Below are 15,196 nucleotides of genomic sequence, written 5' to 3'. Positions count from 1 at the left end.
GTGGCAGCCCATCTTTACTTCCTATTTTTCTTTATAGTCGAGCACGGCTAAAAGGAGTACGACAGCTTCAGCACGAGTCGACATAGCGGCAGGAGCAAATTTGTTTCCTGAACGCCCTTGCATAAAGCCTGCTTTTACTGCTGCAGCGATGTAACCGCGTGCCCAGCTTGGCATTTTATCCTTATCAATAAAGGTAAGAGAAGAATCACTGATTGGTTGAAGCCCAGCAACACGCACGATTAATGCTGTCATTTCTGCCCGTGTAATCGGTTTATTGGGCTTAAACGAGTTGTCGTCATAGCCGGTAATCAATTCTGCAGAAACGGCATTTTTTATCGATGCCAACGCCCATGTTGGTATATCCTTTGTGTCGGTAAATCCAAGCGTAGACGTTGAGCTCTCTGAGCTTGGAAATGCGCGCATAAGAAGTGTAATAAATTCAGCGCGGGATACTTCTCTTTGAGGACGGAATGTATTGTCGTCAAATCCTTTAACAATGCCAATTTTTACAGCTCGTTTTATTGCTTCTTTAGCCCAATGTTCTTTAATGTCCACCAGTTGTATGTCTGCCTCTGGTTTAGGGTCTGGTTTTTCAGGTTTGGTTTCAGTACCTGGATTTACAGGCCAAGTCCCTGGACCGGGATCAGTCGGAGCGGGACGAATCGTTATTGTATGCTGGGTAGAAAAGCTTCCCACAGTTGCAGTAATGATCGCGACACCTGCCGCATTAGCACTTATTTTTCCATCAGCATGAACGGTTGCTATCGTGTCGTTGCTGCTAGCGTAACTAACACCAGTGGTAACAGCTATACTTTCACCATTCGAGAATGAACCACGAACATTGATACTGGCTGTATTGCCCGCAACAAGAGTGTCGGGTCCAGTTGCCGCTATGCTCGTGATGATAGGTGCATTTAACTTGGTGATCGTCATATTGGCATAATAAGCATTCAGTACTTGAGAGTATGTCCAGCCCTTTTTGACGAGCATTTGAGCACCATATTGACTCATGCCGACTCCATGACCGTTGCCACCGCCGAAAAATGTAATACGTTCAATGACACCTTCTTTATTTCGTTCGGTATCGAATGTAAAGAAAGCTGAATAAAGAATGCTGGCGTTTTTTAATGTAGCGGCAGGGTCATAGTCGGTAGAGGCGCCTTTTGCCCGATATGCTAATATATCTGTTGTACTTGCCGCATCCGTTTTATTAGGACGGATAGTAAAGCGGATGTTGAATTCTTTTACTATTTTATAAGTGCCGGTGGAGCCTTCAATAATTAGCTCAGTGACGTTGCCGCCCGCTCCGCGTTTATGAACAATAAGGTTCTTCAACTCACCGATTCCGCTTGCTGGAATTGGTTTGCTCGCATAACTGCCATCAGTCTGTTTCGTTAAGATGGAGTGGGGATCAGCGTTGAAACGGAGCTTTATATTTTTACTAATCGTTGCTTCAAGCTCAGAACGGGTAAGCCCAACCTTCCATCGGAAATAAAGAGAATCTGAATCATAGCCCGTATGAGATAAGTCTTTATAAAACCTATTTACAGCCGTTTCGTTTGCGGTATCAATCTTTAGCATCGTTTGGTCATTTCCCGGAGTGTTCGTATAACTTCTTGCCATCAAATAAGGGATCGGTGTACCTGGAAATTTGTTCGTAATGGTATCCGCCCATACTTCATGCTTAGATGCACCATACCCACCTGATGTTGAATAGAACCTAGCATCAACTAACATGCCGTTACTTAACATAATTTGACCAGCAGTAGAATCAACCGCCTGATTCGTAATCTCATTTTCAACGCTATTATTATAAACTTGGCTTAATGTACTGTCATCAATATGGAAGCCACGATCGGCGAAACGACTTACTAAATAATCGGTGAGCGCATAGGTTCTTGCTGCAATAGCTTGAGCCTTTAATGCTTCTAGTCCAAATGATGCAGGCATCTCACTTGGTACAACTTGATACAAGTATTGCTCGATATCTAGCTCATTGATCAATCTTAGCTTGTTTGCAACAGGTGACAGGGAGACTTCGAAATGACCACGATATTTCGGAATGCCATTCGCTCGCTTCAGGGAAGCAACTGTTATCAGTGACGAATCAACAGTAGGAGAGATGTATATCCGATTGCTTGTTTCGTACAATTTGACTCCATTTTGCTCGATTCGGATGCTTCCACTGGAAACGATCATGCTGATACGTGTATTTGCATCAATTTCGAACTGTTTAGCCCCGATCTTATCAACGAAACGGATTGGCTTCTCAGATGTGAACTCGATTGTTTCATGATCAAGTTGAGTTAAGTCAGTAATATCATTAATGGTATACCTAATGCCAACACGCATAGTGTTACGCGGTGTTTCACCGATTAGTTCAATTTTGGTGATTTCATTTCGTTCATTTAGATGAAAAGTAATATTGCTAGCACCTACCATTACTTCGTTAAGCTTTCGTGTTACGACTGTATCTCCCAACTTTTGCTGAACGATATAGTCCTTTGCAAGTTTAAGTTTCCCTGAAATCTCTAACTCAACAATTCCTTCAGCAGCGCTGATTGCCATAACCTTTTCTTGTCTTGGATTACCCGGTACGCTTACAAGTGTTTTTGAATCACTTGCCGAGCTTTCATTGTGCAATCGGTCCAGTGCAGTAATGGCATACGTGTAGTTGTTCCATTCGGACACTGTCTTATCGATGTAACTTGTAACTGCTTCTCCTGCACCATTAACTTTACGAACTGTTGTTAACAAGTGTTCAGCATTCGATATATCTGGGGGCGCCGATCCTTCCTGACGATAGATAGCGTAATATGTTGCGTCACTTTCTTTATCCACATCCTCCCACATCAAATGTGCAGTTCCAATCTGAGATTTAATCGCCGATGTTAATATAGGTGCTTTCGGAGCGACATTATCTAGCCATGGCATCGTAGGAGGGAGTGCTGGGAAACGATAGTGCTCACTGACGATTGTGTCCCTTATTCCATCGGGAACGTTAACGACGTTTTTGGCGCTAAAAAACATACTGCCGTCTATTTCAGCTGGGAAGCTGCGATTATAAAGTAACTGATTAGCCATTTCTTCGGGATTTTCCCAAGTGTTTACCCGGTACATCGCTTGACCGATATAAAGGTGAACGTTGTGGTCTTTTGTAATCGATCTCCACCAGTCAAGTACTTTCTCGTAAGCGGCAGGCCCGTTACCGAAATGCCAATAGTTTTGTGGTGCGATATAGTCGAGCCATCCTTTTTCAAGCCAACCCTTCGTATCGGCAAATAAGGCATCATAGCTTTGAAGTCCGTTCGTATCAGAGCCAGTAGGGTCTGTATTTTTATTACGCCATATTCCAAATGGACTAATGCCAAACTTTACATATGGTTTACTTGCTTTAATTTCATCAGCTAACCCTTTAATTAACGTGTCGACATTGTTTCTGCGCCATGCTGCTTTGTCGGTAAAGCCTACACCGTATTTTGCAAACTCCTCACTATCTGGGAAGTCTGCGCCTGAAACGGGATAAGGATAGAAGTAGTCGTCAAAGTGGACTGCATCAATATCATAATTGTTCACTACTTCCATTACACTATCGATGACAAACTCTGTTGCTTCAGGTACTCCAGGATTGAAAATTAATTTGCCGCCATAGTTTTCTACCCAATCCGGATTTAGCTTAGCTGGATGATTATCGACTAGTTTATTGGGATCGGTATGCATGCTGATCCGATATGGATTAAACCATGCGTGGAATTCCATATTTCGTTTATGAACCTCTTCTAACATAAAGGCAAGAGGATCATATCCAGGGTCCTTTCCTTGAGTGCCGGTCAACCATTCCGACCACGGAGCATATTTTGAAGGATAGAACGCATCTGCTGTTGGTTTGATCTGAACGATAACAGCATTAATGCCGCTATCTGCAAGATCGTCCAGTAGTTCGATAAACCCGCTTTTTTGTTCTTCTACTGTTGTGGCCTCTTTTTTGGGCCAGTCTATGTTCTCAACAGAGGCAATCCACGCAGCACGAAGCTCGCGTTTAGGCAATTGCTTGGGGGAAGTTACGATGAGTAAATATTCCGTTACCTTTCCTTCAAAAATTGCCTTGATTTTTGTTGTTCCGGCCGCGATTGCACTTACAATTCCTTCTGTGCTTACAGTTGCCGTAGATGGATTGCTGCTTTGAAACTGAGCTTTATTGGTTACATCAATCTCTTCGCCAAGCATTGAGTAGGTAGCAAATACACTCAAGGTTTTCGTATTTCCCTCAGTGAGTGGTGTTAAGTCAGCTATCCGGATGGTTTGGAGTATAGGAATGGGTTGCTTTACCGTTAACAAATAAGTAAACGACCTGCCCTCGTAAGAAGCTGAAATAGTAGTTGTTCCAATTCCGCTTGCGGTTACAATTCCATCGTTTGTAATTGAAGCTACCTCTGGCAAACTGCTTGTGTAAGTAATACCAGACTTCAATGCAACCGCTTCCATTTGACCGGAATAAAAAGCATACGCTTTGATGTTTTCTGAAGCTCCGGTTTCTAAATGAATACTGCCTTCTAATTCAATGCTTTCTGCCAATACTGGTGTGTCACTAACGGTTAATGGGTAATTGGCATGTAAATCACCATAAGTTGCTGTAATGACTGTAGTTCCAAGGCCTGTTGCTTCGACTTCACCGTCTTCATTAATGATAGCGACAGCATCAGAACTGCTCTTAAATGTTGCACTTGTGGTCACATCTTCGAGAGTAACGGCTCCGTTAGTTGTAGCAAGTACTTGAGCTTGCAATTTTTCTCCAACTTCTAGTCCATGCAAACCAGTTAAATCGATGGATGATATAGAAGAATTCGAATAAATTGCAGACAATTGATCGAAAAAAAGAGTTCCGCTATTTTTGTTGTTATTGTTTAATTCAGCAATATAAATTTGTCTTAGTTTAATAGGGGCTTCTAAGTTAGCTGGTACATTAGCGGTTACGTACTTCCAGCCGTTCCAATCTAATCCGCCTGTTACCGTAAAATCCAGATAGGGTTTTACACCCTTTTTGTCCTCAAGCATGCCGCGCAGCCAATGTTTTGCTCCATCTCCATACACCCACATGCCAAGCTTTTTTGGGTAGCCGTCTAATATGCGACCAGAGGCACCATTAAAATTCATATAGGATGCCGATGTTCCTTCGGTTCCAGTAAAATTGTAGTTGAATTGTCCAGAAGCTCTCCCATATTGAACTGGTCCGGGACGAGTGCTATGATTTAGCTTCGTAGAACCGGGAACGGTACGGACTTCTGAAATAGTGATATCGCTTACATCTTCAAAATCTTCAATGAGCTGAAATTGGCTTGCAGCTATAGCGAAGCTTGCCTCAGGATCAATTGGCAGGGGCGCTTCAATAATATTGTCAGTAATGGTGTCGATTTGTTCTTCGACTGGCAGAACTTGATCGGGTAAAGCTTCACCTTCATTTGCATCTGCAAAACCTGTAAACAATGTCCCCCATATAACTGTAAATGCTAATAGGAGAATTAAGCCCTTTGTCTTCTTCCTTGTATGTACATACATACCAGCACTTCCTTTCAGATAGGTTGGATCGTTCAATACGAGCAGTAGAGAGAAGCGTGCCGATTACCACATCCATTCTGAAATAAAATTTCGAAATATAACTCCCATATAGTATAAAATTTTCGAAATAATTTGTATATACTGAAAATAGACCCGACCTGTCTATTTTTTATGACGAATAACAACAAAATTCGACACAAAATGATCGAGCTCTAATCCATATAGATAGTCTAATTTACCTACTTGTGCCTGAGGGCGTGTAGTACTTTGATTAGTGAACAATTATTTAAATGATTTAATTAATGACATTGTCACTATCACTATTTTAATATTTCAATGAATAGCCATAATCCACCATCTATTGATTGAAGAGAGGAGATATCGTTTGAAGAAAGTAGATAGTGTTTGAAGAAAATAGATAGTGTTTGAAGAGCGTAGAAAAAAGTGACCTTCAAACTAAGATCAGTTTGAAGGTCACTTTATCAATAATTGTTCCATTTATTTCTTCAATATCAAGTAAGCGAAGTAAGGAACACCAATTAAGGAAGCGACGATACCTGCTGGAATTCCATCAGGATCAAGTACATTACGTCCAATTGTATCAGCAAGCAGCAGCAGGAATCCACCTACCAGAATAGCGATTGGAATAAATAGCTGGTTGCGAGGACCGACCATCGCTTTGGCAATATGAGGCGCCATTAGGCCAATGAAAGCAATTCCTCCTGTAACGGAGACGGCCGAAGCAGCAAGTGCAACTGCGGCTAGCAGAAGCTTGATACGTTCTCGTTCTACAGGAAGGCCAACTCCTATTGATACTGGCTCGCTAAGACCTAATATATTTAATTGGTTAGCTTTATACAGGGTGAAGGGGATTAGAATGGCTAGCCATGGCAAGATAGCCCATATAAAGGGCCAATCGGCACCCCACACATTACCTGCAATCCATTTCGCTATAAAATCTACCTTCGCTCTTTCAGCTGAAGAGATGATCACGATCATAACTCCAGATAGAGCAGTCGAGAAGCCAACTCCAGTGAGTATAAGTCGGGTAGGGTTTAAACCTTCTGATTTGTTAAATGAAAACAAATAAATTAAGCCAGCTGTTAGCAATGCTCCAACAAAAGCAGCAGCAGGAAGTAAATAGACAAAGTTTCCTGCTTCTAAAGGGAGGAACAGAAAAAACAAAGCCACAGCGACACCAGCACCTGAGTTAATACCGATAATTCCTGGGTCGGCTAAGTCATTACGAGTAATGGACTGCAAAATAGAACCTGATAATGCTAAAGCCATACCAGCGAGTAAAGTGACAATGATTCGTGGCAAGCGAATGGAGAACAAAATAAATTCTTCTTTAAAACTTCCTTCACCAAGTAAGGTCGGTAGTATACGATCGTATGAAACAGTAGAATAACCGAGCCCTAGACTAATGATGACGGTAGCTACAATTAATGCTAAGCAGGCAAAAACAAGTAGACGTTGTTTGCGAATAATTGCTTTTTGAATCATGAGAAGGATTTGCCTCCTTTATGTACGACGAATAAGAAGAATGGCAAGCCCAACACGGAGACGATAGCAACGACAGGTGTCTCATAGGGTGCATTGATTAAACGTCCCATAGTATCAGCTAACAGCATAAAAGCCGCTCCAATTATTGCAGACATCGGCACAATGTATCGGTAGTCTGTACCTGTAATGGATCTAACGATATGAGGAATCATTAGTCCGATGAAAGCTAAGTTACCAACCAATGCTACTGATGCACCTGTAAGAAGGATAACGACAATAAATAATAGTACTCTAATTCGCGTAAGCCTTTGACCAAGACCAATAGCTACTTCTTCATTGAGACTTAAAATCGTCAGTTGCTTTGAAAAGATGATGGAAACAATGATACCAACAATAACAATGGGTGCGACTAGAGCTAATTGCCCCCAAGTTGTACCGATGAGCCCGCCCGCTGTCCACATAGATATAAATTTAGATAATTTAAAATAAAGTCCAATACCTTCAGTAACAGCGATTAGAAAGGTGGAAATGGCAGCGCCAGCAAGGACAATACGAAATGGTGACACCTTGCCTCTCTTTGCTGTACTCAACACAATAACAAAGATTGCACCGATTGCTGCACCAATAAAACATGCAATCATGATGCCATAATAATTAAGATTAGGTGCGAAGGCTAGTGTGATAGCGAGCATAGCGCTCGCACCAGAAGTAAGGCCGAGAAGACCAGGATCAGCAAGAGGGTTACGTGTTACTCCCTGCATAATCGCACCTGATACTCCGAATGCTGCTCCTACTAAAGCTGCTCCTACTTCTCTTGGCAGTCGAATTTCTTGAATAATAAGGATGTCCTTGTTAACCGTTGTTGAAGTTAACGCCAGCCAAATATCCTTTATAGAAATGTCTGCTGCTCCTAGTGTGATCGATACAACAAACATGCCGGCAAGAAAAACAATGCCGGCAATAAGTTTGTATACATAAGGTAATTTTCGTTTTGTTGTCATAGGTAGTTGTCCCACAAAATTATTTACCCAACAGCTTTTCAATAAAGAAATTCAGTTGGATTTCCAATGTAAGCGGATCATTGAAATAGAATTGATTGCCATTTACATCAAAAACTTGTTTGTTTTTTACTGCAGGAATGTTTTTGTATGACTCTGTTTCTTGGAACGACATATCGCTCTCAGTATATTTACTCATTATAACGTAATCACCCATGTAGTCTGGAAGAACTTCTGGAGATATCGCATAATATCCGTCTTTCAAAGCATTTGCTTTTACTTTTTCAGGCATAGCCAATTTCATTTCTTGATAAAGAATTTCCGTGCCACGACCCCAGTTATCGCCGAATACGTATAGTTGTTTGTTAAAGCTTTCGACTACAGAAATAGTTTTGTCTGCACCGATTTTCGCTTTAATTTCTACTCCAGCTTTCTGAGCACGTTGTTTGAAGTCGTCAACCCAAGCTTGAGCTTCTTTTTCTTTGTTTAGTAGTTTTCCAATTTCAACATGCTGTGACAAATAGTCAAGTTTACCGTAAGTGAATACTACAGTTGGGGCGATTTCTTTAATTTTCTCAATGTTTTTGATCGTGTCTAGGCCAATGATTAGATCAGGATTAAGTTCGATGATCTTCTCAAGGTTTTCATCCGTAACTTCCGCAGCGTCTTTAATATATTTGTCATAGTTAGTGTTAAGCTTGGACCAAGAATCAACACCTACAAGATTTACACCCAGTGCCATTACGTTACCGGCAAAAGAAGAAAGAACGACCACACGTTGTGGATTCGCAGGAACGACTACAGGTCCTTTTTGAGATTCGTATGTAAATGTTCCAGTCTTGTTATCGGATGGAGAAGGCTTGGCTGTACTAGTTGTGTTTTTTGCAGGGTCATTGCTGTTTGCTCCACCACAAGCGCTGACTAGCAGCATCAATATTAGAGCAAATGGTAATAATATTTTTTTCATTTTGAAACTCCCCTTTTTCTCTTGGTGATAATGATTATCAACTTCACTCAGCCTAGTCTATAGAGATAGAAGATCTTTGTCAAAGTACAATTTCTTCCAATTGAAGCATCTTTACAGCTATCCACTCATTTGGTAAAATTACTTAGCTATATTGTTAACCAAATTATATTAAAATTAGTTTACAATATGGGTGAATGAATCGAATAGAGGAGGATATTCTTATGAATATAAGCCAATCAACATTAAATTGGGAATCCTTAGCAGAGAAAGCGCTTCTTGGTGAACTTCTTACAGTAGATGAAGGATTAGCTATTTTGGAAGCTCCAGATGATGAATTATTACCAATTATGCAAGCTTCTTTCTATGTGAGAAAGTATTATTTCGGAAAAAAAGTAAAACTCAATATGATCATTAATGCTAAAAGCGGTCTTTGTCCGGAAGACTGCGGCTATTGCTCACAATCGATTGTTTCGACAGCGCCGGTAAAAAAATATTCGTTGCTAGATAAAGAAACACTACTTGCAGGAGCGAGGGAAGCACTAGCTCGCAAAGCGGGTACCTATTGTATAGTAGCTGCAGGTAAAGGACCTACAGATCGAGAGCTTCGTCAAGTTATTGAAGCAGTGAGGGAAATAAGGGAAACGATGCCATTGAAAATTTGTGCATGTCTTGGTATTTTGAAAGAAAATCAAGCAGAACTGTTAGCAGACGCTGGCGTACACCGTTATAATCATAATTTGAACACAAGTAGAGAAAATTATCCCTCCATTACAACAACTCATACATATGATCAGCGTGTTGAGACGGTTCAGCGGGCAAAATATAGCGGCATGTCACCTTGTTCTGGCGTCATTATAGGGATGGGTGAAAGTAATCGAGAGATTGTAGAAATGGCTTATGCACTTCGAGAATTGGATGCCGATTCGATTCCGATTAATTTCCTGAATGCCATTCCTGGTACACCAATGGAGAATGCGGGAACTACAGCACCTATTAAATCATTAAAAGTTTTGGCCTTATTCCGCTTTATTTGTCCTACGAAAGAAATTCGGGTTGCTGGTGGGCGTGAAGTGAACTTGAGAGGTCTACAGCCATTATCGTTATATGCCGCGAACTCGCTATTCGCTGGTGATTATTTGACGACGGCAGGGCAAGAGATTAAAGATGACCATCAATTAATCGAAGATATGGGCTTTGAAATTGAGCTAAATGCGCTGAATACTAGCCATCTAGACATTGAAACAGGTTGCGGGCATACGCTAGATACAAGTGGTTGTCAGGGTCAGAGTTGCTCATAATCGTATAAATGTTTATTGTTCGTCTCTATGTGAGAAAGATCGGGTAATAGCGGTTGCTTCATGTATAGAAATCAAGCTATAGGTGTATTTGTTAATAGATAAGGAGCGGAGTTCATTTATCTTTTCACCTTATTTTTTCTCGGACTTGGGCCAAATAAAGTAACTGATTGAGGGCTTGCTTTCTTTAATGGAGTCAATGGATCAGTTTGAGTTATTAAAAAAAGGTTTAGTTCTATCACTCGAAATTGAGCGATTATATGCGCTTATTGATGGTATTGCACTACACGCACTATTAGATCCAGAGCGCATTAGCAGGGATAAAATCATTGACGTCATTAAACTGAATCTGGATTCCATTTGTAACTAGTCAAACAAGGAGGGACTTTGTTGTTGCACGTTGACAACGGGGTCCGTTTTTTTGCATAAATGTGTGACAAGCGCTGTGACAAGTTAAATGAGCTTCTAACATTGAATTTAAAGATTAAAGTAATGTGGCAAACTTTTAAAAAGAAAGTCTTATTATTTAACCTTTTATTGTCCTAACCTTTGCATTTGCATGAATGTTGTAAAATGAAATTGATCGTCAAATGATTGGTGAAAGTCAAGGAGGCTATAAGGTGTTCGGAACAATTAAAATTCGTGGTGCAAGAGAAAACAATTTAAAAAATATTTCGCTCGAAATACCTAAGCATAAGTTGGTCGTTGTAACGGGGCCTTCGGGTTCAGGAAAATCTACTTTAGCAATGGATACGTTACAAAGGGAATGTCAAAGACAGTACATGGAATCAATGGGGATGGTATCCGAAGATGTTAGCAAGCCAAAAGTGGATGCCATCGAAGGCTTGTCCCCTTCAATTAGTGTCGGGCAGCATGTTACTAATCGTAACCCGCGCTCAACGATCGGGACTGTCACTGATATATATACGTTGATGCGTATTCTTTATGCAAAGCTTGGGGAACGTCCATGTCCTGCCTGTGGCGAAAGCGTCAAGCCTATTATTGGTGGGCAGCCAAGTGCCAAGCTTGTCTCAGATGATGAGGACGATACTGACTATAATCAGAAGGTGCATTGTGGGGCTTGCGGTCATTCGCTAGACAAACTGACAATGTCTCACTTTTCGTTCAACAAACCAGAGGGTGCTTGTCAAGAGTGCAGTGGGCTTGGTCATGTAGCAAGCTTGGATATAGATGCCCTATTTGATAAAGAAAAAAGTATTCGTGATGGGGGGATTAGATTATGGCAAGGGATGTATGTCGACTATAATGTGTCTATTTTAAAAGCGGCTGCTCTTTACTACGGCTTGTCCTTTGACGAACATACTCCACTACAAAACTACGACACTGCCATGCTTGATTTGCTTTACTACGGTGCGGAGAGCGAGACGTTTGTCGCACATTTTCCAAATAAGAAACCACCTAAAGCGGTAACGCAAGGAAAGTTTGAAGGTGTAGTAACTAGCATCTGGAGAAGATATAGCGAAAAAGGTGGAGACTCAACAGAATCTTCACTGTTCAAGCAGAGAGTTTGTACGAGTTGCCACGGTGCGAAATTACGTAAGGAAAGCCTACTTGTCAAAGTAAATGGACTTGCTATACATGAGGCTTCTTCACGTGCTTTAGGTGTCACTTTAGAATGGCTGGAGCAGTTGAAGGTTGAATTATCGACTGAGGAAGAGATACTTGTTGGACCGATTCTATACGATATGATCGTACGTTTGAAACGTATTATTGATGCCGGGTTATCGTATATGTCACTTGAACGTCCGATTATTACGTTATCTGGGGGAGAGGCTCAAAGACTGAGACTAGCTTCGATATTGGGTTCAGGCCTGACGGGCGTCTTATATATTTTGGATGAGCCAACAGCTGGTCTTCATCCGCGCGATACGAGTGGTCTCATTCAGGTGCTAAAGCAGCTTCGTGATCTCGGTAATACTGTTCTTGTTATTGAACATGATGAGGAAGTGATGCGTGCTGCCGATCATATTATTGATATTGGCCCTGGAGCAGGCAAATTTGGAGGGGAAGTGGTTGGTCAAGGAAGTCTTGAGGAGCTAATGAACCAACCGAAATCCGTCACAGGAAACATATTTAGAGAGAAACAAGCTTCCTCCAATTCGTCAACACGTAGAAAAGGCAACGGTAAGCAATTAACAGTCCATCATGCACATCTTCGCAATTTAAAAGGCATTACGGCTGCTTTCCCACTTGGTTGCCTAGTATCGGTAACAGGAGTATCTGGCTCTGGTAAGTCCACCTTGTTATTCGATCTTCTTGCTGAGTCAGGACCAGAAAAGGATAAACCGGATGGTTGTGAACGTATTACAGGCTGGGAGGACGCGGGACCAGTTATTATGGTAGATCAATCACCACTGTCTCGCATGCAGCGTTCTAACATTGCAACTTATACGGATGTGTATACACATTTAAGAAATTGGTTTGCTGGATTTCCGGAAGCGAAGGGAGCTGGCTTAACAGCTAAACATTTTTCATTCAACACACAAGGTGGTCGATGTGAGGAATGCCAAGGATTAGGTGTTGTATCCGTGCATATGCACTTTCTGCAAGATATTGAAGTGCGTTGTCCCGCTTGTCGCGGCAGACGTTTTAAGGAAGAAGTACTTGCTGTTACTTATAAAGGTCATAGCATAACAGATCTGCTTGATATGTCCATTGAAGAAAGCATGACTTTACTTGAGGGGCAGAAAAAGATTCATGATACGTTAAAACTGTTGTCAGAGGTTGGACTTGGGTATTTAAAATGGGGTCAATCACTTAACACGTTATCGGGTGGCGAGGGACAAAGGATCAAACTAGCGAAACAATTAAGCAAAAAGACTTCCCAGCACACGTTGTATTTGCTCGATGAGCCGTCCACTGGTCTGCATCCTGGAGATGTTCGTAAATTAGAGATATTGCTTAACAAGCTTGTTGATGCTGGCAATACGGTCATACTTGTTGAACATAATATCAATATGATCGCGAATTCGGATTGGGTTATTGATATTGGTCCCGAAGGGGGAGCAGCTGGGGGCTTCATCGTAGCAGAAGGTACGCCTGAGACAGTGGCAGAAGTTGAAGCTTCTTATACGGGACAGTTTTTGAAGCAGCTTCTACAATAAGGGGACGATTTAACTCGTAAAATATTTCAATAACGATTGTAGCAAAAAACCTCTTCGGAGGTTTTTTTGCCCATAAATAACTGTGAGATCATAAAAAATGGAATAAATGCTCTTGAGATATTTACATACATTCTGAATGTATGTTAAATTACATATATCCGAAGATCGAATTATAAAATTGGGGAGCGTGCAAACAATGAAAACAAACAGCTTTTATCCTGTCATTATGACTGAGAAATTATCGGAAAGTTCATCCTTTTATAAGGAGCATTTTGGATTTGTTCCTGTATTTGAATCTAATTGGTATGTTAGCTTAAAGCTTATACAAGGTGAGCAGTCTTATGAGCTGGCGCTGCTTGATCCGGCACATGAGACTATTCCTGAAGGATACCGTGAACGTACGCAAGGATTACTGCTGAATTTTGAAGTTGAAAATGTGGACGAAGCATACGAGAGAATGATTGTGAAAGGTAAACTTCCTTTATTGCTTAATATTCGAGATGAAGATTTTGGTCAGAGGCATTTTATTACTTGTGATCCTAATGGTATTCTTATCGATATGATTACAATTATCCCGCCATCAGAGGAACTAAGTGAGCTATTTAATGAAAAGGTATGGTAGACAGGAGCTAGTTTCATGAGAAGGACGAAGGACGATGCGAACGAAACAAACCGCAGACTGATCGATGTTGCAAGAAAACAATTTGCGGAGCAAGGGTATGAGAAAGTTGCATTGGAGCAGATTGCGACGGAAGCCGATGTAACTAGAGGAGCGCTGTACCATCATTTTCGCAACAAAAGAGGTTTATTTCACGCTGTACTCGAAGCCGTTCAGCAAGAGGTTGGGGAGCGGGTAGAGGAAGAAGCTTCTAAAAGCGACGATTTAATGGACCAGCTATTGCAAGGCTGTCGTGCGTTTCTGAGTGCAGCTATTGAACCAAGGAATAAACGAATATTGCTCGTTGAAGGACCTGCAGTATTAGGTTGGGACGTATGGCGTGAGTTAGATGAACAGAATTCGCTACGTCACTTGAAGGAGCAACTTGTTTTTATGAAGGAACAGGGAGTGTTAGGTGATGTGTCGGTAGATGCGATGGCCCACTTTATATCAGGTGCCTTGAACGAATCTGCGCTATGGATGGCTCATTTGGAAGATACTAGAGATTCAATGGAAGAAACGATGAAGATGCTTACGTTGTTATTGGGGAGAGGACGTTAAGTTTGGTTTGTCTTGAATTGAATTTTTTAATTAATCTAATGGTATTATAAGTTTATGGTAAATTAGGACGAGGGGATAACTTCCTACTAAACGATGAGGTGATTAGAGATGGCCCTTTTGGCAAAAAATATTTTTGTTAACTTGCCCGTGCAAAATGTGAAAGCTTCCATTGATTTTTTTAACGCAGTTGGGTTTGAGTTCAACAAGCAGTTTACAGATGATAATGCAGCTTGTTTAATTATTGGAGAAAATATATTTGCAATGTTAATACAAGAAGAATATTTCAAAACATTTATTAACAAACCGATTGCAAACGCTGCTACTTCTACAGAAGTTATACTTGCTATCGGAGTGGACAGCAGAGAAGAGGTAGACGGAATTGTGAGCCGTGCTTTGAACGCAGGGGGTTCACACTCCAAAGACCCGATTGATCACGGTTTTATGTACTCAGCGAGCTTTCAGGACGTAGACGGCCATCTGTGGGAAGCAGTGTATATGGATTCGAGTCATGTAGCGGAATAAGCAATCTA

10 protein-coding genes are annotated in these 15,196 nt (G+C 41.2%); 6 read left to right on the top strand and 4 right to left on the bottom strand.

Annotated features, from left to right (window positions below):
- Positions 1–21: 21 nt before the first annotated feature.
- The 4 genes from MFF31_RS21935 to MFF31_RS21920 form a co-directional block, all read right to left on the bottom strand.
- Positions 22–5,592: a family 10 glycosylhydrolase gene (locus MFF31_RS21935; protein WP_248565551.1), complete on the bottom strand. Its 5,571-nt coding sequence runs from the start codon at positions 5,590–5,592 to the stop codon at positions 22–24.
- Between the two features lie 462 nt (positions 5,593–6,054).
- Positions 6,055–7,062, bottom strand: coding sequence for a FecCD family ABC transporter permease (locus MFF31_RS21930; protein ID WP_238191043.1), 1,008 nt, complete (start codon positions 7,060–7,062; stop codon positions 6,055–6,057).
- Entirely contained in the window at positions 7,059–8,063 is a 1,005-nt protein-coding gene (locus MFF31_RS21925) for a FecCD family ABC transporter permease (RefSeq protein WP_238191041.1), read from the bottom strand. The genes MFF31_RS21930 and MFF31_RS21925 overlap by 4 nt, the downstream gene beginning before the upstream one ends.
- 19 nt (positions 8,064–8,082) lie before the next feature.
- Entirely contained in the window at positions 8,083–9,027 is a 945-nt protein-coding gene (locus MFF31_RS21920) for an iron-hydroxamate ABC transporter substrate-binding protein (RefSeq protein WP_238191040.1), read from the bottom strand.
- A gap of 221 nt (positions 9,028–9,248) precedes the next feature.
- Between MFF31_RS21920 and bioB the strand changes: the two genes are divergently transcribed.
- The 6 genes from bioB to MFF31_RS21890 all read left to right on the top strand — a co-directional run bounded on the left by bioB (position 9,249) and on the right by MFF31_RS21890 (position 15,188).
- Complete coding sequence (gene bioB, locus MFF31_RS21915; protein ID WP_282570562.1) at positions 9,249–10,325, top strand: biotin synthase BioB; 1,077 nt, start codon at positions 9,249–9,251, stop codon at positions 10,323–10,325.
- A gap of 196 nt (positions 10,326–10,521) precedes the next feature.
- On the top strand, positions 10,522–10,692 hold the full coding sequence (locus tag MFF31_RS21910) for a TetR family transcriptional regulator C-terminal domain-containing protein (RefSeq protein WP_238191038.1): 171 nt from the start codon (positions 10,522–10,524) through the stop codon (positions 10,690–10,692).
- 250 nt (positions 10,693–10,942) lie between these two features.
- The gene (uvrA, locus tag MFF31_RS21905; RefSeq protein WP_238191036.1) at positions 10,943–13,447 is read left to right on the top strand and encodes an excinuclease ABC subunit UvrA; all 2,505 of its coding nucleotides are present in this window, start codon (positions 10,943–10,945) and stop codon (positions 13,445–13,447) included.
- 196 nt (positions 13,448–13,643) lie between these two features.
- Positions 13,644–14,069: a VOC family protein gene (locus tag MFF31_RS21900; RefSeq protein WP_238191034.1), complete on the top strand. Its 426-nt coding sequence runs from the start codon at positions 13,644–13,646 to the stop codon at positions 14,067–14,069.
- A 15-nt stretch (positions 14,070–14,084) separates the two neighbouring features.
- Positions 14,085–14,666 (top strand): TetR/AcrR family transcriptional regulator, encoded by a 582-nt coding sequence (locus MFF31_RS21895; RefSeq protein ID WP_238191032.1) that lies wholly within the window; start codon positions 14,085–14,087, stop codon positions 14,664–14,666.
- Positions 14,667–14,774: 108 nt separating this feature from the next.
- A complete protein-coding gene (locus tag MFF31_RS21890) occupies positions 14,775–15,188 on the top strand; it encodes a VOC family protein (RefSeq protein ID WP_238191030.1) in 414 nt (137 codons plus the stop codon).
- The last annotated feature ends 8 nt before the right edge of the window (positions 15,189–15,196 follow it).

It is taken from the genome of Paenibacillus sp. L3-i20 (genome assembly GCF_022180385.2).
In the GTDB taxonomy this organism is placed as follows: Bacteria; Bacillota; Bacilli; order Paenibacillales; family Paenibacillaceae; genus Pristimantibacillus.
The sequence above is the reverse complement of the archived record's forward strand: the minus strand, read 5'-3'. Positions and strand labels throughout refer to the sequence as shown.

Excerpts from the sequence above, each read along its gene's own strand:
- MFF31_RS21930 (WP_238191043.1), bottom strand. The coding sequence starts at position 7,062 with ATGATTCAAAAAGCAATTATTCGCAAACAACGTCTACTTGTTTTTGCC.
- MFF31_RS21925 (WP_238191041.1), bottom strand. The coding sequence starts at position 8,063 with ATGACAACAAAACGAAAATTACCTTATGTATACAAACTTATTGCCGGC.
- MFF31_RS21920 (WP_238191040.1), bottom strand. The coding sequence starts at position 9,027 with ATGAAAAAAATATTATTACCATTTGCTCTAATATTGATGCTGCTAGTC.
- bioB (WP_282570562.1), top strand. The coding sequence starts at position 9,249 with ATGAATATAAGCCAATCAACATTAAATTGGGAATCCTTAGCAGAGAAA.
- MFF31_RS21910 (WP_238191038.1), top strand. The coding sequence starts at position 10,522 with ATGGATCAGTTTGAGTTATTAAAAAAAGGTTTAGTTCTATCACTCGAA.
- MFF31_RS21900 (WP_238191034.1), top strand. The coding sequence starts at position 13,644 with ATGAAAACAAACAGCTTTTATCCTGTCATTATGACTGAGAAATTATCG.
- MFF31_RS21895 (WP_238191032.1), top strand. The coding sequence starts at position 14,085 with ATGAGAAGGACGAAGGACGATGCGAACGAAACAAACCGCAGACTGATC.
- MFF31_RS21890 (WP_238191030.1), top strand. The coding sequence starts at position 14,775 with ATGGCCCTTTTGGCAAAAAATATTTTTGTTAACTTGCCCGTGCAAAAT.